The sequence below is a fragment of the Runella sp. R0.1_18 genome, from assembly GCF_057652155.1.
In genome coordinates this window covers 25,006-49,577 of sequence record NZ_JBYFCK010000028.1, presented here as the reverse complement: position 1 = coordinate 49,577, position 24,572 = coordinate 25,006, and the positions used below count along the sequence as shown (strand labels likewise).

Annotated in this window: 18 protein-coding genes; 16 read left to right on the top strand and 2 right to left on the bottom strand. The window is 42.6% G+C overall.

Annotation, left to right across the window (positions count from 1 at the left end):
* Window positions 1–25 precede the first annotated feature (25 nt).
* Complete coding sequence (locus AC23P2_RS28240; protein ID WP_487776305.1) at window positions 26–1,960, bottom strand: T9SS type A sorting domain-containing protein; 1,935 nt, start codon at window positions 1,958–1,960, stop codon at window positions 26–28.
* Window positions 1,961–3,088: 1,128 nt separating this feature from the next.
* Between AC23P2_RS28240 and AC23P2_RS28235 the strand changes: the two genes are divergently transcribed.
* From AC23P2_RS28235 to AC23P2_RS28170, 14 genes are all read left to right on the top strand, one after another.
* Window positions 3,089–3,442 carry a hypothetical protein gene (locus tag AC23P2_RS28235; protein ID WP_487776304.1) on the top strand — a complete coding sequence of 118 codons (354 nt, stop codon included), beginning with the start codon at window positions 3,089–3,091 and terminating at the stop codon, window positions 3,440–3,442.
* Window positions 3,443–3,519: 77 nt separating this feature from the next.
* Window positions 3,520–4,116, top strand: coding sequence for an RNA polymerase sigma factor (locus AC23P2_RS28230; protein WP_487776303.1), 597 nt, complete (start codon window positions 3,520–3,522; stop codon window positions 4,114–4,116).
* Window positions 4,117–4,126: 10 nt separating this feature from the next.
* Window positions 4,127–5,038, top strand: a complete 912-nt coding sequence (locus AC23P2_RS28225) for a hypothetical protein (protein ID WP_487776302.1) — start codon at window positions 4,127–4,129, stop codon at window positions 5,036–5,038.
* Window positions 5,039–5,041: 3 nt separating this feature from the next.
* Window positions 5,042–6,496: an FHA domain-containing protein gene (locus tag AC23P2_RS28220; protein ID WP_487776301.1), complete on the top strand. Its 1,455-nt coding sequence runs from the start codon at window positions 5,042–5,044 to the stop codon at window positions 6,494–6,496.
* A gap of 140 nt (window positions 6,497–6,636) precedes the next feature.
* Complete coding sequence (locus tag AC23P2_RS28215) at window positions 6,637–7,290, top strand: hypothetical protein (RefSeq protein ID WP_487776300.1); 654 nt, start codon at window positions 6,637–6,639, stop codon at window positions 7,288–7,290.
* 95 nt (window positions 7,291–7,385) lie between these two features.
* Window positions 7,386–8,798 (top strand): protein phosphatase 2C domain-containing protein, encoded by a 1,413-nt coding sequence (locus tag AC23P2_RS28210; protein WP_487776299.1) that lies wholly within the window; start codon window positions 7,386–7,388, stop codon window positions 8,796–8,798.
* Between the two features lie 4 nt (window positions 8,799–8,802).
* Window positions 8,803–10,359, top strand: a complete 1,557-nt coding sequence (locus AC23P2_RS28205; protein ID WP_487776298.1) for a serine/threonine-protein kinase — start codon at window positions 8,803–8,805, stop codon at window positions 10,357–10,359.
* Between the two features lie 29 nt (window positions 10,360–10,388).
* A complete protein-coding gene (locus AC23P2_RS28200; RefSeq protein ID WP_487776297.1) occupies window positions 10,389–12,128 on the top strand; it encodes a hypothetical protein in 1,740 nt (579 codons plus the stop codon).
* Window positions 12,129–12,265: 137 nt separating this feature from the next.
* The gene (locus AC23P2_RS28195) at window positions 12,266–12,475 is read left to right on the top strand and encodes a hypothetical protein (protein ID WP_487776296.1); all 210 of its coding nucleotides are present in this window, start codon (window positions 12,266–12,268) and stop codon (window positions 12,473–12,475) included.
* Window positions 12,476–12,595: 120 nt separating this feature from the next.
* Entirely contained in the window at window positions 12,596–15,700 is a 3,105-nt protein-coding gene (locus tag AC23P2_RS28190; RefSeq protein ID WP_487776295.1) for a T9SS type A sorting domain-containing protein, read from the top strand.
* Between the two features lie 13 nt (window positions 15,701–15,713).
* Entirely contained in the window at window positions 15,714–16,613 is a 900-nt protein-coding gene (locus AC23P2_RS28185; protein WP_487776294.1) for a matrixin family metalloprotease, read from the top strand.
* 25 nt (window positions 16,614–16,638) lie between these two features.
* Entirely contained in the window at window positions 16,639–17,514 is an 876-nt protein-coding gene (locus AC23P2_RS28180; RefSeq protein ID WP_487776293.1) for a DUF3078 domain-containing protein, read from the top strand.
* A gap of 39 nt (window positions 17,515–17,553) precedes the next feature.
* Entirely contained in the window at window positions 17,554–18,663 is a 1,110-nt protein-coding gene (locus AC23P2_RS28175; RefSeq protein ID WP_487776292.1) for an FHA domain-containing protein, read from the top strand.
* Complete coding sequence (locus AC23P2_RS28170) at window positions 18,660–19,913, top strand: formylglycine-generating enzyme family protein (protein WP_487776291.1); 1,254 nt, start codon at window positions 18,660–18,662, stop codon at window positions 19,911–19,913. The genes AC23P2_RS28175 and AC23P2_RS28170 overlap by 4 nt, the downstream gene beginning before the upstream one ends.
* A gap of 5 nt (window positions 19,914–19,918) precedes the next feature.
* Here the strand turns inward: AC23P2_RS28170 and AC23P2_RS28165 are convergent, their stop codons facing one another.
* Window positions 19,919–21,637: a hypothetical protein gene (locus tag AC23P2_RS28165; protein ID WP_487776290.1), complete on the bottom strand. Its 1,719-nt coding sequence runs from the start codon at window positions 21,635–21,637 to the stop codon at window positions 19,919–19,921.
* A gap of 124 nt (window positions 21,638–21,761) precedes the next feature.
* Here AC23P2_RS28165 and AC23P2_RS28160 point away from each other — a divergent pair, with 124 nt between their 5' ends.
* Window positions 21,762–23,645: a coiled-coil domain-containing protein gene (locus AC23P2_RS28160; protein ID WP_487776289.1), complete on the top strand. Its 1,884-nt coding sequence runs from the start codon at window positions 21,762–21,764 to the stop codon at window positions 23,643–23,645.
* Window positions 23,646–23,710: 65 nt separating this feature from the next.
* Complete coding sequence (locus AC23P2_RS28155) at window positions 23,711–24,571, top strand: Tle-like phospholipase domain-containing protein (RefSeq protein ID WP_487776288.1); 861 nt, start codon at window positions 23,711–23,713, stop codon at window positions 24,569–24,571.
* Window position 24,572 lies beyond the last annotated feature (1 nt).

Here is a 24,572-nt window from a genome sequence, read left to right as displayed (position 1 = left end):
AGATGATTATTTTTGGTTTGAGGGATTACTGGTTTTTGATGATTCTTCTAATTTGTAGGCTATCTTGGTGTTCAATTTGGAGTAGATACATCCCCACAGGATACACCCGCATATCAAGCACATACTCCGATACGTGTATAGGCCACTCAGCTACTTGCATTACTCTGCCCTGCAAATCTAACAATTTGAGCGACAATGTACTTTTATTTTGACTATTCCTTTTTACAATTAGCCATCCATCGGTAGGATTAGGCATCATTTGAAATAGTTCATGCGTAGGCTGAACTGCTGATAGCGGTATTTCTACCTTGACAGCTACCGCCGCCGAAGTGCGGCTACACTCGCCACGCGATACAACTACTGTATAATTTCCTGATTGCTCGGCAGTATATGCTCCATCATTCGCTCCTACAATGTTGACATTGTCGCGCTTCCACTGGTATTGGTATTCTTTGCCCAAGGTAGCCACCAACAGTACCTTCTCAGGGGCATATACTGATAGCGACCCCTGTGGGGTGATTTGGGCTATCAATTCCCCGCCTTTTTCTGTGACCATCAGCGCCGTAGAGGTAGCTTTACAGCCGTTGGCATCGGTAATTTCTATGGCGTAGCTACCTTCTTGTGAGGCCGCCCAAGTGCTTTTGCCATCACCTGTATTTTTGCCCTCTAATTTCCATTGATATTGTAATACACCCGAAGCGTTTTGGGCGACAGCCGTAAGGGTTGTAGAAGTTCCGAAACAATAAAACGCTTTACCAGTAATAGAAGAAGAAATTAGCGATTTTTGTATCACAAAATCGTCTGACTTATTGGTGCAGCCGTTGTTTGTTACTACTACCGAATAGGTACCTTCGTTATTAATACTGATTGAAGCTGTTGTAGCTATGACTTGCCCATCTTTTTTCCATTGGTAACTGTAACCACTTCCAGTAACGTTGTTAGTAAGCGTGGCAGTACTATTGGGACAAAAGACTTTTGAACCTGTAATATCAGGTTTGGGGACGATGGGTTTTGGGGTAATCGAAATGGCCTTGCTATTTTCACTTATCCCACAATCATTTTGGCAAGTTGCGGTATAAGTAGTTGTTACTGATGGATTTACCCTGATGCTATTTCCTGTCGCATTGTTCGACCATTTTATAGTCCCATTACAATTTGAAGTTGTAAGCGTAGCCGATTCGCCCGAGCAAAGAGCCGTTTGATTTGCCGTAATGGTAGGGACAGAAGGCATAACGCCCGAGATATTTACAGTAATGGCATTGCTTTTGTTGCCATCACCACAAGCTGTACTACAAACGGCTGTATAGGTGGTAGTAGCAGTTGGGCTGACGCTTATACTCGTGCCAGTAGCATTATTCGACCATTTTACAGTACCTACCCTACAAGCTGAGGCTGTGAGCGTAGCCGATGCCCCTAGGCAAATGGTAGGCGTTTTGGTATCTATACTTGGCACTACCGATGTGCAGATAGGTGGTGTGGCTACAATGTCGTTTGAAGTATTACTTTTTCTGACTACCATTTTAGGGGGTACATTGGGCAAACATTGTATCTTAGTGGGGTCAATCCTTAAATCTATGAGGCTATTTGGTAAAGCAGGGAGACAGCTAAGTTGGGTTTGATAGACCCAAAGAGTTTGTAAATTATTGGGTAGGGGAGGTAAACTGGTAGTAGGGTTATTGAAAGCGTAAATATATTGAAGCGTGTTGGGCAGCGTGGGTAAACTAACGAGTTGGTTGGTGCCACAGTTGAGTGTTTGTAACGAATTTGGCAATTTGGGTAATTCGGTGAGTTGATTAGCATAACAGCCTAAATAAGTTAACCCTTGCGGTAAATCAGGTAATTTGGTGTATTTATGACCACCACAATCTAATTGTAATAAACCAGTTGGAAAGATTGGGAAGTCAGTTAAAAGATTGTTTGCATAATGTAGTTGTTTTAGTGTATTAGGCAGTATTGGCAATGTTGTCAAGGAATTGAAAGAGCAATATAAACCTATCAATTTAGCTGGTAATACTGGTAATGTTGTCAATCTGTTGCCATTGCAATAAAGGTACTCCAAATCAGCTGGCAATACAGGAAAAACAACGGCTGTGTTGGAGCTAATATCTAATGATTTCAAAGTACTTGGCAGAGCAGGTAGATTTGTAAGTTGATTGTACGAACAGTTGAGAGTAAAGAGCCCATTGGGCAAGCTGGGCAAAGCAGTAAGTAAATTATTTCTGCAAGACAAATTCTGTAATCCATTTACCAAAGTAGGTAAGGCTCGAAGTTCATTGTATCCACAATCTAAATAACTTAAATTGGCAGGCAATACATTTAGTTGGGCCAATCTATTTGTGGAGCAGTTTAAATACCGTAAATTACTTGGTAGTATTGGTAGTTGGGTTAATTGATTGTTATTACAGCTTAGATTATTTAAACTGTTTGGTAACGTTGGTAATGTAGTTATTTGGTTATTCCAACAACTAAGCGTTACTATGGTATTTGGCAAAGTAGGTAATGTTGTAAGTCTATTATTGTAGCAATTCAAATTTTGTAAACTGGGAGGTAATGTGCCAAGACTTGTAATTTGGTTATAATAGCAATTAAGCGTTCGTAAACTATTAGGTAGTTTAGGTAGGGTTGTAAGTTGGTTAGAGTCACAGGTAATGATTTGAAGGGAAGTAAACCCATCTATGCCTGTCAGGTCGGCAATACCGCTTTTTCTTACGTTCAGGTTTATTAAAGTGGCTGCTGCAAGGCGTAGGTTATCATTAGCATCAATGCAAGTAGGGCAGGCGGCGCGGATAGCCGCAGCAAAGTTTGGGTCGGGGATAGTAGTTTGGGCGAGTGAGGCCGAGGTCAATAATAGAAATATCCCAACACAGTGGATACTCCCCAAAAAATATTTATCAAGATTTGTGCACAATAAACGCTTTTGCTCCCAAAAACTCCTCAAAACTTCTACGGGTTTAGCTAATATTTCAGAGGGTGTATGCTTCATAAAATGATGCCTAATGTCAAAACATAGACAAAATTATAGAAATCGTAGGATAAATCTACTATTTTTACAGTCCAAGTAAACAACAGTAAACTATAAATCAAAATTATGATTGCTACCATTACTGCCCAAGGTACACATACATCCTCCCAAACCCACGCTCTCAAAGTCGGCCTCAACAAAATCGGTCGCCGTACCGAACCACAGCAACAGCCTGCCTCTGGCGAGGTTTTATTGAATACCGAAGATGCTTCTATTCATCGGCAATACCACTGTGTGATAGAGGTCATAGCCAACAGCAAAGGCTACGACTATATCTTGTATCCGTACGAGAGTGCCGCCAATCCCACCCTGCTGGGGCCTGAGCGCAAGGCGTTGCACTCGTTAGACCAAGTGTACCTTAAAATAGGCGTGCCTTTTTTTGTAGGGGAAAATACTGCCATTACGCTTCATCAAAAATAATTTCACAAAAGGTTGCTAACCTTTTTCATTCTATTCCTATTCACCTTTGCTTCGAGGGCAAAGGAAATTCTGCAATAATGAGCCAGACGCGTCCAGTACCCAAATCTTGTGGGGCTTTTGCTACCGAAGCACAACTGTTTGAAGCCCTTTGTCAGATGAATTCAAAAGCATACCAATGCCTTTACGACCAGTGTTATGGTTCGGTAGAGCATTTTATTGTTAAAAACAACGGAACAACCGACGATGCCGCCGATTATTTTCAAAATGGCTTGGCCGCTCTTTGTGTCAATGTTGCCGATGGGACTTTTACGCTCCAACCCACCACCAAAATATCAACCTACTTGATTGAAATATGTCGTCGTCAATGGTTGGGGTACTTACGAAGTAAACACTTTCAGTTAAGCCAAACGGGCCAAGATGTATATCAAAACGACGTGGCTGATGAAGTAGAAGCCTTTGATTTTGAAGATTTGGCTCACCACCGTATTCAGGCGTTGTCGCAAGCAATACGCAAACTGGGTGATACGTGTCAGAAAATCATACAGTGGTTCTTTGTAGAGGAATACTCCCTCAAAGAAATCGCACAAAAACTCAACTCCACCGAAGGAACAGTGAAAGTAAGTCGTTTTAGATGTACCGAACAACTCAAAAAATCGCTCAGTCACCTACTTTAATTTAGCAGCTATGGAACCAGATTTGAACCAACAACAACAAATAGACGATTATTTGGAGGGTCGGCTAAGCACGAGTGATAAGCAGGCTTTTGAGACTCTTCTCCAACGAGACCCTCAACTCTCTGAAGCAGTTCGTTTTGAACGATTTTTGAGAAAAGGCCTCCAAACAGCCGAATTCAAAGCCAAGTTTGCTGCCTTGCACCAAAATTTACACCAAAACGCCGACAGCAAAGTAGTATCTCTTCCCACTCCTGAAAAATTGCGCAAAGCAGGCGTTTTTCAAGTCAATAAGCCACCTACTCGTTCTATGTGGTGGCAATACGCTGCGGCAGCTTGTGTAGTGGGTATTTTGGCAGGGGTAGGTTATTTTTACATTCAAAGTCAGGATGATGGCCAGCCTCAATTGGCTGATCAATCTCCTGTTGTGGGTAAAGACTCTTCTGTCTCACAAAACGACCCGCCAAAATCTCCAAATGAACCAGTTACTATTGCCGCCAATCGAGTTCCAATTGAGCGTCAATCAACCGAATTTTTTAACCAACAAGAACAGGGGCAACTATTAAGCAATCGAACCGAAAACATTGACTTTACTCTCAGTGAAGAAGACCGTCAAAGTCTTTTCAATCGGTATTTTGTCGCAGATACCATTGCAAATCCTCATTCAGAGACCGAAGTCAAGTACAATGCAGGCATCGAGGCCTTACGTCGGCAAACACCACGAGAAGCAGCCGAGGCATTTCACTGGGTAGTTACCCAAACAAATGAAGGAATATTGCGCCAAAAAGCACAGTGGTATGCTGGCTTGGCCTACTTACAAGCGGGAGATTTGACCGAAGCCCTGCTTATTATAAGTGTTATCAAACAAACAGAAGGGCACTATTTCCAAAAAAAATCAGCTCTCTTATACCAAAGGTTACGTTGAGATATGAAAACCAATTTACCTTTTCAGCGAGCTACCCGTCCTTCGGGGGGGCATGAAGCTCCTTCGTACTCCATCACGATGCTCAACGATAGCTCACTTTATCCAAAAGGTACCTCCAAAACAATCATTGCCTCCAAGGCTATTTTCGGACGCGACCCCAGCAATACTATTCCTTTTGGTGAAGAAGACGAAACTGTTAGCCAAAAACATGCCGCCATTGAACGTGATAATCAATCATACTTTTTGATACACCTATCCCATTCCAACCCTACTTTACTCAATGGTCATCCCATTTCAGAAGTAGGCTGTAAAACCAAACTATCAGATGGCGACGATATCCAACTATCGCGTGTGGGACCAAGATTTCAATTTAGAATTTCTTCGCCACGGCGTTCCTCCAACCTTACCAAAAGGTTTCAGGCTTTTGTCAAACAATCGCTACGCCCCTATCAAATAGCCATTGGTGCTCTAATTGCCGTTTTACTGGGAGCATTGGGGCTTCTGGCATATCAATATTTCAAATACGAACCCCTCCTAACCCTAAGTCAGACAATCCAACAACAACGAGAGGAAGATACTCAGAAGATAATTGAACTCAATCGTCAAAACGAAGACTTACAAAAATTGCTCAAAAAAGAATTTTTGTTCAAAAGCACTTATCATAAACCTGTCCAAAATACTGTCGCCGCCACCAAGCCCCCTACCACCTCAATGGAGGGCGACATTAGTCGATTGAACGGAAGTATCTATTTGGTTCGAGCCAAAGCTATTGACCTTACCTATGTTGATGGCAGTAATCAGCATATCGAACTCAAACCATCACAGTCTTGGACAGGAACAGGTTTTCTGTGTTCTAATGGTAAGTTCATCACCGCTCGGCATGTCATTGAACCGTGGGTGTTTTTTGGCAAGGAGGATGTAGACATGATCAAACTCAACTTAATAGCTACACAAGGAGGCAAAGTATCAGTGACTTTTGAAGCCCAATCTCCTAACGGGGTTACTTTTCAGTGTACCACTCAAACCTTTAACGTCAACAAAACCTCTGACTGCAACACCATTGGTACAACTGCATCGGGGGAGTCAGTAGCATTGGTCAAGGCCATTCCACAGCAAGATTGGGCTGTGATGCAAACTACGTATAAAAGTGGGATGATTAAACTTTCTCCACAATGGGCGCAACAGTTACCACAAACCGAGTCATTGCACGTGTTGGGGTATCCAAGCGGCGAATTATTTCAAGATAAAAATCGCTTAGAACCCCTATACAGTACTACCACAGTAGCCCAAAGTGGAATCAAAAACGGGTTTATCAATGTCTCCAATCGTAGCTTTGATGCAGGCAATTCGGGTGGACCTGTTTTTGTTTATAAAGAAAATCAATTTTGGGTAGTAGGACTTGTAGCGTCCAAAGTGGGCGAAATCGGAAGAATAATACCTGTTACTGCTATACTATAGTTAATCAATACCAGATGCTAAAACATTGGAAATGTAAAGTGTTCGTTCTAATAGGGGGGCTTTTAGTCTTCACCTCACAAACTCGGGCGCAGTGCGACACCCTTCCCATTCGCTTACCCAACAACATTTCGGCCTCAAGTATGGAAACCGAATGGATTTATAATAAACTTTTGGATAGCCTTATCTACATCATACGCTCAGAGTATGTGCTGATACCCAAAGACGCCTTACAAAAAGACCAGTATGGACAAGATGGTAACCCTTATTTTGGACGTAAATGGGGCGTAGGTGTTCAAATTACCAATGTGTTATTTTTTGGTACTTCCCTGCAATTGCCATGGAAATATGACGAGAGCCTAAAACAATATGCTGACACTCTTATGCCCAAACTGTCGAGTTTGGGCTTTTACCCCGTTTATAGCACTACTTATACCCGTATAGCTTTAAAGGAAAACAAAAGTACAAATCCTAAAATCAGCCATATACTTCTACCTCATAATTTTCAAAATCAACTGCAGCGCGGTAATGCGCCTCCATTAGGCAAACTACTACTCATATATCAAACAAAGGCAAATGCATCAGAACCTAATTTTTCAAAAATAATTTGTAAAATCGTTCCGAAATGGGTAGATAATGAGTCTAATTTAAGTCAAGGTGAAATCAAGAAAGAAAATCTCATAGGAGGGATTTTGTTTTATGAAAATTTTGTGGCAGGGAGTCTTATAATCAACATCGGGGGAATATTGATTCAGTCTGGTAAAAGTGATTGGAAAATCAATAAGATTACCCGTTGAATCTCTTTTGACTGTCAGTACCGCAAAACAAGTGACAAAAAAACAGGCATCTAACGGGTTTTAAAGCTATTTTTACAGCATTGTCTTTCTCAACTATGCAACAAAACACACTTATACGCTTTGCAGCACGTACCGACAAAGGGAAGATTCGTTATCACAACGAAGATAATTTTTTGGTAGGAGCTGATCTGTCCAAGCAAGAATGGCGTGTACAAACCGACTCTTTTACTCCTGGGCCATTGGGAAGTCTGATGGTAGTAGCCGATGGAATGGGGGGAGCCAATGCAGGCGAGGTAGCATCTCAGCTCGCTACTGAGGCTGTTAAGAAGTATTTTTTACAAATAAATACACCTTCTACCAGCGCCGAAGAAGCCAATGCACACCTGCAAACAGCCCTTATGCTTGCTCATCGGCAAATAGTACAACACGCTGCCCAAAACCCTGATTGCGAAGGGATGGGAACGACCGTGTTATTGGTATGGGTGGTAGGCAACAAAGCATTTATTGGATGGAGTGGCGATAGCCGCTGTTATCTTTATCAGCCTTTGTCTGGGTTAAAATTGCTCATAGACGATCACTCCTTGGTCTGGGAGATGGTAATGAAAGGCGAGCTAACGGAAGATGAAGCAGCAGTTCATGAAGAGCGTAATATCATCACACAGAGCCTCGGGGCAGCCGATTACCCCCCAAAACCCGAATTTCGCACGGTAGAACTGCATCAAGGTGACCGATTGCTATTGTGTAGCGACGGCCTTAACTCTATGTTGCTCGACCGTGAAATCTCTGCCATTTTCGCTCAAAGTGATAATATAAGTACCAATTGTACTCAATTCATTGAGGCAGCCAATCAAGCGGGAGGAGAGGATAATATTACCGTAGTGCTTTTTGAAATGGTATCAATATCCTATCTTGAACCTTTAACTCCTCCACAAAGTGCTGTAAGTAGTACCTCTCAAAACACAAAACCTCGTAGTAACTGGTTACTTTGGACTTTTATCTTTGTCTTACTGTCAACAGGGATAGGTGTACTTTGGTGGTACCAACAGCCAAAACAGACCGCTCTATCGGTCGCTCTACCACCTTCTATGCAACTTGATTCAGCCGTAGCCCAACCTAAATCAAGCCCCACTCCTTCGGTTGATACTCCTACATTGCCTGTGAACAACGTGAGAGATTCAACGCGTTCTCCATCACCTTCCCCTACACTTACATCAATAAAAGAGGAGCAAAATTCTAAACAGATATTGGAGTTGGGAAGACTAAAAAAAGATATTGAAGTTTATCAAAAAAATTACAATAAGTTTCTCAATCAATATCAGCAATTACAAACCGAAATCAATAAATCAGCCAAAGGTTTGACAAAAATTGATGCTGAAAACACCCAAAAACAAAAATTGCAATCTGAATTAAAACAGATAGAAGCCAGCATGGAGTTGTGGCAAAAGATGATAAATGAAAAACAAGCCGAAATAGATAAAATTGAAAAAAAACTAAATAGTAAACCCTAATAATATGGCGAAGTTTTCCAAAGGCGACTTATTCGATAATCGTTATAAATTACTCAAACACCTCGGAGGAGGGCAAGATGCGGAGGTATGGACAGCCCTTGATACACTCTTGGATGACGAAATCCTCGTTCTCAAAATTTTCGTTCGAGTAGGTGAGGGAGCTATTGAACGTTTTTTCGAGGATTTTAAGCTCATTCGCAAACTCTCACACCCACACATCATCAAGCCATTTGATATTGGTAAATGGGATTCGCAACCTTACCAAAAACTTGATTTTATCAAAAACGGATCCGCATTTCGCCGCATAGAAGAAGATAAAACTTATTCCGAACAAGAAACGGCCTTGTTTTTGTCGCAAGTAGCAAGTGCTTTGGACTATCTTCATGCCAACAATGTCATACACTGCGATGTGAAGCCAGAAAACGTACTCATCAAAGATGATGGTAATTATGTTTTGACTGATTTTGGTATCAGCCAAAAAATGAAAGATATTTTTGCTCGTGTCACCATGGGAAAAGAAGCTAACAATGCCATAGTAGGCTTTTCAAGAGCTTATGCCCCTCCAGAGATTTCCAACAAAGCGACTGTTAAACCAAGCCGTGATATATTTTCATTGGGGGTTTCGCTATACGAATTTCTTATGGGGGAGCTTCCTTTTGATAGGGATGGTGGGAGAGCGCTACTCATGGGTGTTGCCGCTCCAAATCTACCCCCAAAATTTTCTAAAGGAGTCAATACACTCATCCAAAAATGCTTAAATAAAGATCCAGAACTGCGCCCTACTGCACGCCAGTTGGTGCTATGGGCCAACCATTATCTCGAAAATCAAGTGTGGGATTTGACTGAGTCCAATGAGCTTACCCGTGTTTCAAACAGTACCACTACGCCCTCTCGCGGAACAGTAGTAAATCGCTCGAATCCCAAATTTTCTGATCAAGACACGCCTGTATCACCGAGTTCAAAGCCCAATTATGTACTTTGGGGAGGGGTAGGTATGGCAGTAGTAGGAGGGTTATTATGGTTTACTTGGCCCAAATCTACCAGTCAGCCAACCCTACAAATGGCTACCACTACAACAGATACCACAAAAATTGAATCGCAAAAACAAGAAACAGATGTAGTAAGTCTCACAAATACTCCAACCCCCAATTCTAAACCTGATAGAAAGCAACGCCCTGAGGTATCACCAAACTCAGTAAATAATTCGCCTCCTATTTCACCACAAACAAAAATAGAAAACGCTCTCGAAGAGCCTAATCCCAACCAAGCTAAAATAGAAGAATTGCTTGCACTTGGTGAAAGGGCCATTAATAACGAAAATGATAAAGATGGCGCCATTATACATTTTTCGCAGGCTCAAGCACTTAATAACAAAGGGACTAAAGTAGCCACCGAGCGTTTTACTAAATTGTATATTATTTACGAAGACAAAGGCGATAAAATATTTGAAGCAGAGGTATATGAAAATGCGAAAAAATGGTATGAAGTAGCAAAAGCTCTCAACAATACCGCTGAAATTCGTCGAAAAATCGAATCCTGTGAGTCTAAAATGAGAAACTAAAAAAAGACTCATTTGCTCCTGAATAGTCTATGACCAACCTATATAAAATAGTTTTATGCTGTACCATTTTACTTCTCACAGAAGGGCACTATTGTCTTGCCCAAACCAATACCTCCCCAAAATCCGAAAACCCTGAATACAAACAATACAAGTACTTGGCCGATGCCTATTTTAACGAGGGCGACTACGAAAAAGCTACCCGCCTCTATCGGCTGTGTCTTTCAGTACCTACTCATGATAAAGACACCTACGCCACCGAGCGAATGGCCGTTTGTCAGCGCATCACCACTGCCCAAAAGAGCTTTGACAATGCCCTAAAAACCAAACCTGACGTAAATCCAGAACTCCAAGTGGTCAAACAAGCATTGGCTCAAAACCCCAAAGACATGGTATCTCGACAGCGGCTGGCGGTGCAATTGGAACAAGATGGCGATGCTCGCCTCCAGCGGGGTGACTATGAAGGTGCCGTAAACCGATACGCTGCTACCCAAGAAGTAACGCCCACCAAAAGCGTGGCTTTTAAGATGGAAAAAGCCAACGAAGCATATCAGCAGAAAGTCCAAAAACCATTACCACAGTACCAAGCTTACCAACAAAACCCGCAAAAACCCAAACCCAACCCGCAAACCGAACAACGACGTATTTCTATCGCTGCCCAAAATGAATATACCCGCTACCGCGATGAAGCCGACGCAGCCCTTAAAAGTGGCAACTACGACTTAGCACGCCGCAAATACATCGCTGCGACACAAGTGCCTAGCTATGAAGGGGACCGTTATGTGGAAGAACAAACCTCCAAAATAGCACGCCTGAAAAACCTAAACAAACGCCTCGAAGAAACCCAAAATGACCCGCGTGGGCAGCTCATCTACACCCGCGATGCCCTCGCACTCAATCCTGAAGATGCCTCGCTGCGTACTCAGGCGGCCCAAGCAGCCGTACAAGTAGGCGATGAAATGCTCAGTAAAGGGCTCTTTGCCGATGCAAAAAAATACTACCAAGAAGCTGAAAAATACGGGGCCAATGGAATGAATGAAAAAATAGCCGACGCCAATACCAAAATTCAAGACAAACGCGACGAAATAGCCAAAACCAAGGCAGCATTGGCAGGAGGTGATAATCCTGGCGCACTTACGATTGATAAACCCACCAAACAGCGCAACGCTCACCGCGAAAGACCTACGTTGGTAGGAGTAGCCATAACAGCAGGCGCTTCAACGGCTTTTCCCATACTCAACAATGGCAGTAGCAATGTCAAAACACCCACTTCCTTGCAGTGGTACGGTGGTGGGCAGTTTATTGTCTTGCCCGATGCCAAGTTTTCGCCTATTGTAGGCGTTAATTATGCGCCTGTGAGGTTTCAAACTGCCGACGCCGCCAAAACCATCCCCCTCGAACGCTTTGCCTTTGACCTCCTCCAAATCCCCGTAGGCTTGCGGTACAACTACTCCATGAGCAATGAAGATTTTAGCCTTCACCTTGAGGCAGGAGCTACCCTCAACCTCCCTCGTAAGTTGAACTACACCAACTATGACATGGACGTAACCAACACCGACCTCAATATGCTCAATAAGCAAACCTTGGGCTTTTATGGAGGCATTGGCCTCAGCAAATACCTTAGCAAACACCGCTCAGTAAGTCTCATGCTCCAATACCAACGCAGTACTAATCTGCTCAACCTTGACTATAAAGATAACGCCACCAACCGCTCCCGCGCCTCAATGTTGTTGCAGGGACTCAGTGTTCAACTAACATTTAGAGTGTTTTGAAAATATGATTATTGATTTACTAAAATCGGTTTGTACCAAATTAGAACAGCTTCAGATTCCCTACATGGTATCTGTATAGACAAAGAGTATGTAGAGCAATGGGCAAGCAATATGAACATTAAAACCTTTGACTTAATATGAACGATACCCCCGATTTTATAGCCAAAAAACAGTTTGAAATTGTATTTGCTAAGCCTTTATCAGAAAGGTTGGCTATGTTAGATAGCCTGTTTATGTTCAATAGGCGTTTGGCTATTGAGCGTATCAGAGAAGCTCATCCTAATTGTTCAGGCAACGAACTATCGGCTGAGTTTATGGAAGGACTCAGAAAAAAACTAATAAAATAGCAAAAACCATAACGATTAAACCACCAACCGTTCCCACGCCTCAATGCTGTTGCAGGGGGTGGGGGTTGAGTTGATTTTTAGATTGTTTTAAAATTTCAACCTTCGCGATTCAAAATATACATGCAAACTACTGCTTTCTATACATTCATACTATTTCTGATTACAAATACTACCATTTATGCCCAATGGGATTGCATTGGGCCTCAGGCAAGTTTTGCCACAAAGTATTCGGGTACTGATGTCGTATGTTCTGGTTCTTCTACTTATATGGGTTTTACTTTATCTGGAAGTAGTATTTATTTTTCACAGACAGTCAATGTACAGGTAGAACTATGGAATCTTGATAAAAACATCGGTACAGGAATAATAAAGGAAGAAAAAAATATTTGTGTATTTTATAAATGCACAACTGCTGTAGATGTTAACAAACGTAATCAAACTTGGAGTTTCGAAATACCAGAAAACTTAGAACCTGGAAATTACTCCTTTAGAACTACCGTTTCCGAGTATAGTACCATATACTCTTGCAATACCCGATTTTTCAAAGTTATTAAGCCAGAATTGAAGATTTACCGTACTTCCGATACTTTTGGGCCAGGGGTAGGTATTTCTTCTACTGTAGGTTGTAAAGCCAATACCTTTAGGTGGTCAGATGGTAGCACAGGGGTCAAAAATGTAGTTTGCCCAACAACCAACACTACTTACACTTTATCATGCGAAACTACTTGTGGAACAACGATTACCAGCAATGCTGTAACTATTGAAGCAATAAAAAAACACCCCGATATTCAAGGTATATCAGCATTTTGTGCAGGACAATCAGTTACACTAAAATTGCCAAATGATTATAATAGCCTTGTACAGTGGTATAAAGACGGAGTTAAAATCAATTCGAATGTAGGTGAAATTAAAATTTCAGAAGGTGGGGTTTATCAAGCAGGTTCTGGGCCTTATTGCCCCGAGCTAACTAAATCAAATCCTTTTGTTGTAACTAAATCCCAACCCAGCGTGGGTAATATCAAAGGCGATAACGAGTATTGTGCAGGGAGCAGTCTTACCCTCACTACGGAGGCATCGGGAGGGGTAGGGGCATATCAATACGAATGGTTGCGAAACGGTGAGAAAGTAGGCGAAGGCAGTAGCTTTACAGTCAATACGCCTGGCAATTACCGTACCCGTGTTACCGATGAGATTGGTTGTAAGGCTACCTTTCCTACCGATGTGACGATACGCGAAAATCCTCGCCCTGTATTTACTCTCCCTCTATTCCCAAATCTCACAGGAACCGAGACTGGTAGATTACAGGCTATTCCTGTTTCGTACAGTACAGGCCCTTATACCTATAACTGGACTACCGATCCAAGCGTTAACATCAACGTCACTGATGATCGCTACGACTTCCCCTTTTTTGGTCCTTTTACCCAGAATACTACCATTAAACTACGAGTCACGGATGCCAAAGGCTGCCAATCAGAAGAAGTGCGCACACTTCTCGTTTATATTCCTTGCACTTTGAGCGCAGGTATTCAATCACAATCTTTCTTTTTTTGCAAAGGTAGCCTACCCTTAGCAGCTACTGTTCAAAATGGCAACGATGGCTACACCTATCAGTGGCGTAAAGACAATAATCCCGTTGGTGGTAGTACCTCCACGCTTGATGCTACCGAGGGGGGGCAATATTCGGTCATTATTACGGACAAAAAAGGTTGTCGTTCTACATCGGGTACAGTTACTGTCACCAAAGGCAATCCCACCGTCCAAATCACGGGTAAGTTGGAGTTTTGTGCAGGAGGGAGTACCTTACTCAAAACCACTACCCAAAATGCCAAAGCCCCTATCAGTTATAAATGGCAAGGCGGGAGTACTGCCGATAGTTTACGGATAGGAACAACGGGGAGTTATACCGTCGAAATTACCGATGCCAACGGTTGCTCGGCCACTTCGCCAGCGGTTACACTCATACAAAACCCCTTACCCATTGCCAACGCAGGCTTGGGCAAGAGCGTCACTTGCGCCGAAACCTATGCCCTCACGGGCGTGAGTACGGCCACGGGAGGCGCAGGCAGCTACCAATATGCGTGGAGCAGTAGCCCCGCCGTCGCCATTCAAGAAGCTACCACTGCCCAGCCCACCTTAGGGCCATTTGTCGAGAATACCACCGTGACGGTGCGCGTTACTGATGCCAAAGGTTGTGTGGGCACTGCCCAAAGCACCGTCAGCTACATTCCACCCGATTTGAACGTAACCCTGACGGGTGCCAGCGAGTTTTGTTCGGGCAAAAGCGTACCACTCAAAGCGATCGTTGAGAAAGCCAACCTGCCCATCAAACAATTGGTATGGTACAATGGCAACCAAGAAGTCAAGCGCGACCTCAACGAGTGGACTACCAATCAGAAAGGCAACTACACGGTTTTTATCGAAGATAGCAAAGGTTGCCGCAAGACCTCTAATGCACTTACTATTGCTGAGAATCCTACCCCCACTGTCACCATCACGGGCAGTAATTTCTACTGTTACAGTAGCAATACGACGCTATCAGCCAAAATCAGCAGTGGTACAACCCCCTTCAAGCACCAATGGCAACTCAACGGTATGAGTACGGGCACGGATAGCCCCACGCTCGCTACTGCTACTGAGGGCGTCTATAAGCTATTCCTCACCGACGCCAAAGGCTGCACAGCTGAAGCCCCAGCGTTTGGTTTGGTCGAAAAAGGCGGTGAATTGATAGCCAAAATCACTCCACAGGGGCCACTATCTGTTTATGCACCAGAGAAGGTACTGCTGGTTGCTACCTTAGGCAAAGAATACCAGTATCAGTGGAAACGCGACAACGCCAACATCGTAGGAGCAAATGGAGGATCATACACCGCCGAGCAGTCAGGAAATTACACAGTAGTCGTATCACGGGGAGAGTGTAGCCGCACCTCAGCGGCAGTAGCGGTCAAGGTAGAAATACCCCTTTCGGTAGGCAATGCCCTCTCTGAGCAATGGATATTTTGGCCAAATCCTGTTGGGGAGTTATTGCACATCAAGCCACCACAAACTACTTTACCGAGCAACAGCATCATAATATTTGATGCCTTGGGTCGCCAAATGGTTGAGATTAAAAGTAGCAGTAACGATCAGCAACACACAGTAAATACGAGCAATTGGGCTGCGGGGCAGTATTTTATCAAAATCGCTACCCCTACCTATCAATACTCAACTACCATCATCAAGCAATAAAGATAAAGTAGGTATGTCAATACGAATCTTACGTCATACATCATACATCATACATTCTTTTCTACTACTCTCTTGTACCCAACTCGAAGTATCAAAAGAGCAAGCCGCTTTGAAAATCTCGGCCTCGTCGGGGCTATCGGTAGGGAAAAAACAGTGGCCTTCTTGCAGTATGGGTTGGAATACCTCTGGTACATTTGCCGCCGAACAATCCGATGCCGTAGATGCTGCCTTCAAAGAGTTGAACAATGCTAAACTTTACGTAAAATTCCAAAAAAACACCAATGCCCTCCTCAAAGTAGCCTTTGCTACGCCCGAGCAAATTGGAAAAAACAATTCTGAGGGATTGCTAACGTATCGTCAGCCAGCCTTAGCTGCTATCGAAGGCAACGTAAGTCGAGGCTATACCATTTATTTAAATCAAACGCACACTTGGAACGCGGCGCAACTCAAAGCTGTCGTCATGAATCAATTGGGCGAAATCATGGGATTACCCCCAAGTACCAACAAATCGTCAGTGATGTATGCTTTGCTTGTACCCGCCTCGCCCACTACCCAGTGGAGTCAAGAAGACATAAAAGCATTGAGACAACTCTATCCTGAGAGTGGGCTGCCACTCGTTACAACAGGACAAGTATCGCTATCGCCTACCACCAAATCACATGCCATAGAGGCTACTGTTACCAACGCCGATAATGTACCTGTACTCTCCAATGTGGGAGTCATTTGGTCAAGCACCAATCCCATGCCTACCATAGACAACTTTGAAGGGCGAGTAGCCAACGGCAACGGTGCCAAATCGTTGAACGTTTCGCTCTGGGAACTGAAAATGGGCACTAGCTACTACCTCCGCGCTTATGCTTCCAATGCCTGTGGAACAAACTATGGGGCTGTTGTGAATTTTACAAAACCTTAAAATCTCTCCATAAACATTCTACCAAATGAAAATTTATTTTACTTTCCTTTTCAGTATTGCGTTAAGCTGCCAAATCTTTGCCCAAGACAACATAAGCCAAGCCGATAACCCTTGGCAAAAAAGTATTCAGTTTGGAGTCAATTTCAACCAAGCTACATTTAGTAAAGCATGGAAAGGCGGAGGAAGCAATAGTATTTCCATTGGTTTTTTATGCAATGCCAAAGCCATTTACGTCAAAGGTAAAACAACTTGGACCAACGATTTTCAAAGCCAGTATGGTTTTGTCAATGGACAAGGTGTAGCAGGCCTTCGCAAAAGCACCGACCGTCTTTTTTTCGATTCTAAATTTGCCCGACAACTCAACAAGGTTTGGAATGCTTTTGGTAGTGTTACTTTCTTATCTCAATTTGGGCAGGGTATCGAATACCAAAAACCCAACAATCCTACCATTTCGGCGTTCATGGCCCCTGGCTATTTATTTGAGTCGGCGGGGGTTGAGTATAAGCCTGTTTCTTATTTTAATTTGCAAATTGGCGCTCTTACCTTACGGCAGACTTTTGTCAATAGTGCCGTAGATCCCAAAGAAATCCCCAATAATTATGGGGTAGCCAAAGGCAAAAAGCTGCTCAATGAAGTAGGGGTACAGTTGGTAGCTTCGTTTGACAAAGACATCTTTGAAAACGTAAATTTGAAGTTTCGGTATGGAACTATGCTTGCGTATGTACCCGCTATCAAACCCCTTGATCATCGCTTGGATTTGACTACTACCGCCCGTGTCAATAAGTTTTTGAACATCAACTTTACCCTGATTGGCATTTACGACGAAGACATTGTGAGTGACCTTCAATTAAGTCAAGGCTTGGCGGTTGGTCTGTTGGCCTCATTTGGCAAAATCAAATAATCCTAATTATTTTACACCTTGTATCAAAAAACAACCAGTATGAAAGTCTGGAAAATAGGGAGCAACCCCAAAAACGATTTAGTGATTGCCGAGTCAGACGTAGCCTCGTTTCACGCAGAGTTACAACTAACCCAAGGGCAACTAATCCTCCGTGATTTAGGGACAGGCCACCCTACGTTTGTAAATGATTGGCGGGTACGTCAGAAATTGATTCAACCTACCGATAAATTAATAATTGGCAAGACAGTCGTTGACATTGATGACCTCATCATCAAAAAACCCAAAGCATGGGACGAAGGAAAAGCAGCTGAAACCACCACCCTAAATACAGAAACAAGCCTTACTAAAGAGCAAGCGGCTCAGTTGTTAGGCTTAAAAGGAGATGCTCCTGCCGAAGATGTCGTATTTAATTTCAGTCGAGAGTTGAGCAAACTCAACAAGCTACTCAAAGAAGCCCCCCTACCTTCGCAAAAGCGTGAATACACGCAGCAGATACAGTCTATCACACAGGCGAAAGAGGTTTTATTAAAAGGTGTTGATTTAGAAAACTTACCAGTCAATGACCCCATCAAGAAAAACTACACCAACAACCCCGTCATTGACCTCAATCCAGTCAAATCAGATAAAACGGAAAACCAAGCGCCTAAAAAGTGGTATCAAAATCATATGATATTATGGGGAGCCATTGGCGCGTTGTTTGCTTGGTCTGCTTTTTTAATGTACGAGCGTTTTAGTGATAGCAGAGCCAACTTGATTATTGACCAAAAATCACGCATTAAATATGACTTTTTGGAACGTAATTTCGTACCCCGTCCTCTTATAATTTCAAATCAAACGGGAGTACCAATTGATATATTGGGGTTTGTTGTAATTACTGCCGATAGTACTGATAAAGGTTGGCGTGTCAAAAAAGCTTTTCAACAATGGCCTTTGACTCTTAAAGGTGGAGCTGAACAAGAAATAAAAATTGCGGAGAAAGTTATTTTTGCAGACATTGTTTTTGAATACACTAATGATAGCTCATCTGAACCTATTCGTGCCCAATTTGCAGGTATACTTTCTCCCGATAGCGAAGATTTTAATTCTACAAATAACGCTCTCGAAATTCGCCTCCCCAACCAACACAATCCACGTTCTTTTAAGCGATGAAAATCTTTTTATTAGTCTCTGCTTTTACAATTTGTTCATTAGGCGAAGCACATAGTCAATTGATATTGACGCCTGCAAAGCCCAAAAAAGCTCCCTCAAAAACCACTTCTGCACCTGTACGCAGACCATCATCTGGTTCATCATCCTCGACTTCTCGTAACGAAAAGCCTAAGCTTGAGTTTAATTTGTTATTGGTAGTTGATAGTGCTTGTACCGTGACCCTAACAGGGTTGAATAAGTACAGTTTTGAGCTCCCTGATGGTGCCAAAGTCCCCAAATCAGTGTCAGAAGGTGAATACTACATAGAAGCGATTCCCAAAAGTAGCTTGCTGTTGCCCTACAAAAATACCATGCGGGTATCTGATGATAACCAGAAAGTACAGCAAATCACTTTCAACCGAAAACCTGTTGAAAAGAACAATACCGTTGCATCAAACCTTACGCCCATCAAAAAAGAACCTCGATATAAAGACACTTTTGTGGAGGAACTTTGCAATAACTTGGTTTTGGTTGAGGGGGGAAGTTTTCAAATGGGAGATCCATTTAATCCAACTAAGAACGAACCAGCGCATTCTGTCAAGCTCAATAGTTTCTACATCAGTAAGTATGAAATTACTCATCGGCAATTTTTATATTTTTTGACCAAAACGGGCTACATCACCGATGCCCAAAAAAACGACGGAGCTTTTGTTGCAGAAGGTGGTAAACGCAAGGAGGTGAACTTTGGCTATGATGCAGCAGGGAAAGTACGCAACGAAGAAACCACTAACGACCCCGTGCTTTTTGTGTCTTGGAACGATGCCCAAGAGTTTTGCAAATGGCTTTCCAAAGAAACCAACCGTACGTTTCGATTGCCGACCGAAGCCGAATGGGAGTACGCAGCCCGTGGAGGTAAGCAAAGCCAAGGAATGACTTTTGCGGGCCTTGGCAAACCAGAAGAAGTGGCATGGTTTGCGGTAAATTCAGGCAGTGAAACCCACCAAGTAGGCCGCCTCAAACCCAATGAATTGGGACTTTACGACATGAGCGGCAATGCTTGGGAGTGGTGCGAGGACTGGTATGGCGAAAAATACTACCGCGAAAGCCCCGAAGAAGACCCCAAAGGACCTACCACGGGTAAACAAAAGGTGATAAGGGGGGGATGTTGGCGAAGCGATGCCAAACAGATTCGCTCTGTATATCGAACGTCTGCTACTCCTACCGAAGGGTTTTACAGTATTGGGTTTCGGATAGCTACCAATAATCCGTGATATTGTTATCGAATTTTACTAAACTCAGATTTTAGCTCTAATTTCAAACGTTGTACATTACGTAACCACATATCTTGGCTACGCTGATAACCCATCAGTGCCTTATCGTTGGTATCTAAGTTCTGAATGATTCGTTGATACGTCCGCTTTTCTTCGTCTTGTTGTGCACTTTTACGTTGTTGGTAGTTGGAGGTCGTTTCTTCTATCTGACGAAGCACCTGAGAATTGAGCGTTTTGAAATAATCTGCCATTTGCTTACGCCAACGTTGCAACGTCTCATTGCCTATGCGTTTGGTTTCGTCGCGTAGCATTTCACGAGCGCGTTCGACTTCTTTATCGGTTTGTTCTTGCCGTTCTTGCCTAACCGTTTTTCGTAGAGTATAGGCACCAAAAGCGGTTAAAATCAACGAAGCTGTAATCATAATCTGAGGCTGTTTACGAATAAACGAGCCTATACCAAACAATGATACCAACATCAAAAAAAGCATTTGGTACTTGCGTACGGCCATAAAGTATTCATAAAAGCCCTTGCGTTGTACAGTGGCTTCGTAAGGTCTTTCCACCCTTACAGTACTATCCAGTATTATTGGAAGCTCTTTGTCGCTCAATGGATTCACAAAAAGGCTTACCATAGGTACATTGTTTTGTTGGCATACTTGAGCCATATCCTTCTCTAAGCTACTGACAGCGTCATTGACCAGGCGCATGGTACTCTTGAATTGTTGTTGGAGTACTTTTCGATTTAAATTCAAATAAGCATCTCGTACTGTGTCATGTATTTTCAGCACATTGCTTTTGGCTTTTTCGGTTGTTTCCAATTCACTCAAAGTGTCAATAGATGGGTATATTTTGCCCCAAAACTCTCCCGTCGCAGGTAAAAAAAAGCGTTCCATAGAATCCTGCACTCTCTTTTCCAACAAACTCAACTGCTGCTGTACACTACTCTTGATTAGGTAATAGGGGTCGTTTTCTAAATTGGCTTTAACAGATACCATGTTTCCCCCGTTTGCACCAAGTGAAAGGCGTTGTGTCCGATTCAATTTTTCAGTCTGCTTTACAAACTTTCCTGTGAACTGATTGAGGGTTTCAAGTGCCAGAAGTGCATTGTAGGTTTGGGTCACAGCTAATTTTCCTATAAAATCAGTTCTTTTGAGCACATGGGCCAATGTAGCTGTTTCGTCTTCATAATTTAGCCATTCGCAAGCCAAGACATCCTCTCGTAGCGAAAATACAGGGACTTTGGTTTCCCTATGCTTAAAAAGCCAAATCCAAGCATGCTGCGAAAATACTTCTTTGATCAATGTTAAATTTTGAGGGTTAATATCAGAAGCTGTTGCAAAGGCCACTATACCAAGCTGTCCTTCAAAAAGCCCTTCGTAAGAAACTGCGCATGACTTTTCTGTATAAAATGCCGCTTGAACAATTGTATTTTCAACCTGATAGGTTATAGGTAGAGGTGATACGGTTTCGCTAATTCCTGACAATTCTTTTGGTAAATCAGGATAACTCATGCCATTGGATAACATTTTTAAAACGTTTTTGTCTATTTCTCCTATAATCAATATCTTGGCAAGCATTTCATTTCCCTCAAAATCGTTGTGAAGTTCCAACAGTTTGGGTTCTATGTAACTCCTGATTTGGCCAATAGGTAAATCTCGAATAGAACCTGCTTGTTCGTCGTAAGCATTCTTGAATTTTGAATAGTACTGCTTTTTCGTTATCATAATTTTTTTTGAAATTTTTTATCAGTTACTGCTAACCTATACAGGATTTAGCTATTAAGCTATGTAAAGTTCAAAATTTTATTCAAACTAAGTAAATATTTTTCCAAACTCAAACTATAAAAAAATGATTGAACCAGGTACTACCAACGGATTAGGCGGCGAGAGCATCATGGATATGGCGCAAGTAGCCCTTGAACAAATTAAAGCTGAGCAAGAGAAGGCTATTGCTTTCAACGAGCAAATTCTACAGATTGTCGGTGAAACAAAAACGGCTTTGGAGCATGTTCATAATATGGAGAATGAAGTGAACAATGTGTTATCACAAGTAAAGGATACCTTGCAGCAGGTGCAAGAACTTGAAAACCAAGCAGCCGAGTTACTCAAACAAACCCAAAGTAACGAACATGATACTGCCGAGCTTCTTAAACAGGTGCAAGATCAAGAACATCAAGTAGCAGACTTACTAAAACAAGTTGAAGAACATGAAACAGCGGTTGAAAACTTATTGAAAGAAACACAACAGCATGAAGCGGAAGCACTCGAATCAAGCAAGAAAGCAGACGAATACGAAGCCGCTGCCTTAGCTTCAAGTCAAGAAGCGGATAAGTACGAAGCCGCTGCACTTGAATCAAGTCAAAAAGCAGACGAATACGAAGCCGCTGCCTTAGCTTCAAGTCAAGAAGCGGATAAGTATGAAGCCGCTGCACTTGAATCAAGTCAAAAAGCAGACGAATACGAAGCCGCTGCCTTAGCTTCAAGTCAAGAAGCGGATAAGTACGAAGCCGCTGCACTTGAATCAAGTCAAAAAGCAGACGAATACGAAGCCGCTGCACTTGAATCAAGTCAAAAAGCAGACGAATATGAGGCAGAAGCCAAAACAACCTTAGAAGCTATCCACGACAAAGACGAGGAAGCCGCAACAACTTTAGGACAAATCCACGACAAAGATGAAGAAGCTGCAACAACTTTAGGTCAAATCCACGACAAAGACGAGGAAGCCGCAACAACTTTAGGACAAATCCATGACAAAGACGAGGAAGCTGCGACGACTTTAGGACAAATCCACGACAAAGATGAAGAAGTTGCAACAACTTTAGGTCAAATCCACGACAAAGACGAGGAAGCCGCAACAACTTTAGGACAAATCCATGACAAAGACGAGGAAGCTGCGACGACTTTAGGACAAATCCACGACAAAGATGAAGAAGCCGCGACGACTTTAGGCCAAATCCACGACAAAGACGAAGAAGCAGCGACGACTTTAGGTCAAATCCACGACAAAGACGAGGAAGCTGCGACGACTTTAGGTCAAATTCACGACAAAGATGAAGAAGCCGCGACGACTTTAGGCCAAATCCACGACAAAGACGAAGAAGCCGCTACCACTTTAGGCCAAATCCACGACAAAGACGAAGAAGCCGCGACGACTTTAGGTCAAATTCACGACAAAGATGAAGAAGCCGCGACGACTTTAGGCCAAATCCACGACAAAGACGAAGAAGCCGCTACCACTTTAGGACAAATCCATGACAAAGACGAGGAAGCCGCTACCACTTTAGGTCAAATCCACGACAAAGACGAAGAGGCCAATAAATTGGTGGGCGAAATTGACCAAGACCACGACCATGCCAACCAAGTAGTTGAGAATATGGACGCAGCTTACAAACACGTAGAAGAAACACTACACAACATGGAAGTTGCTTTTGACCGTACTGAGGAGTATTGTAAAGAAAAGAATGAGCAAATAGGCGAGTTACTCTCTGATAGTGAAACCGACCGTAAAGCAATTCATGATCTTTTGGTAGATGCAACTGCTGAAGAAAAGAAAATTGAAGAATTGATGCACGCAGCGGAGGACTCAGCTACACAAGCAGACACTTACGAAGGAAATGCTCGTACCAGTGCTACACAAGCAGATAACTACGAAAACAACGCCCGATCAAGCGCAGATAATGCTCGCGACTGGGAACGTGAAGCTTACGAAGCATATCGTAGAATTAATGACTAAAATCAAATTTAATCAGCAAGGTGAAAAAAGGTAATTATTTTTCACCTTGCTTTAATTTCAAAGATATGAAAACGAAAGAGGTAAAAGATTTAGATTTGTTAGATTATGCTTATTTTAGTTCTGATAGCTATCTAAATGAGTGTAAAACTACTGAAATACCGAAAGGATGGACATTAGTAGCAATTGCACCGCCATCAGATTCGGGCTACCAAGCTGCGGCATTTAGAAATGAGAAGGGCGAAATCATAATATCACATAGAGGTACAAATTTTGAATTTAGTAAAGAGGGACTCAAAGATGTAAAAAGCGATTTAACCCTTGGTCTTGGTAGTTTTCCAGAACAAGCCACAGATGCAGCTAATTTTACCAAACTTATTCAAAAACAATATACCCCCACAAAAATAGTGCACACTGGGCATTCATTGGGAGGATGGTTGGCCGATGTACAAGCACGGATTACAGGTTCACAAGCCATTGTTTTCGATTCGCCTGGTATTACCTTTACCCAAGACAAGGCTATCAATTTTATAAACTGGGTCAATAAGAATATCAAAGGCAAAAATTTAGGCGAACCAAATACTATCTACGTGTTGTCCAGTATAAATGTTGTAAACATTTGGGGGAAACATGGTGGTCAAGTAATCAGACTTGGTGATTATATAGATGGTTTTAAACCTATTAGTAGCCATTATTTAGAAGATAGTATCATTCCTGCCCTTGCTAAATACTATAAAGAAAAGGGATTAAAGGATTTAGAACTACAAAAAGTCTTAAATGAAGCTTTTTCCAAGTACAAAACACAACAAGAAAACACTGCCTTAGACTTTGCCCAAGGCAAACGCCAAAAGCTAAATATACTCAATTCAGCAATTTTAATTGACAAACCCAACAGGATAGTTCCCGCAACGATGTCAGTACCTAAATAAT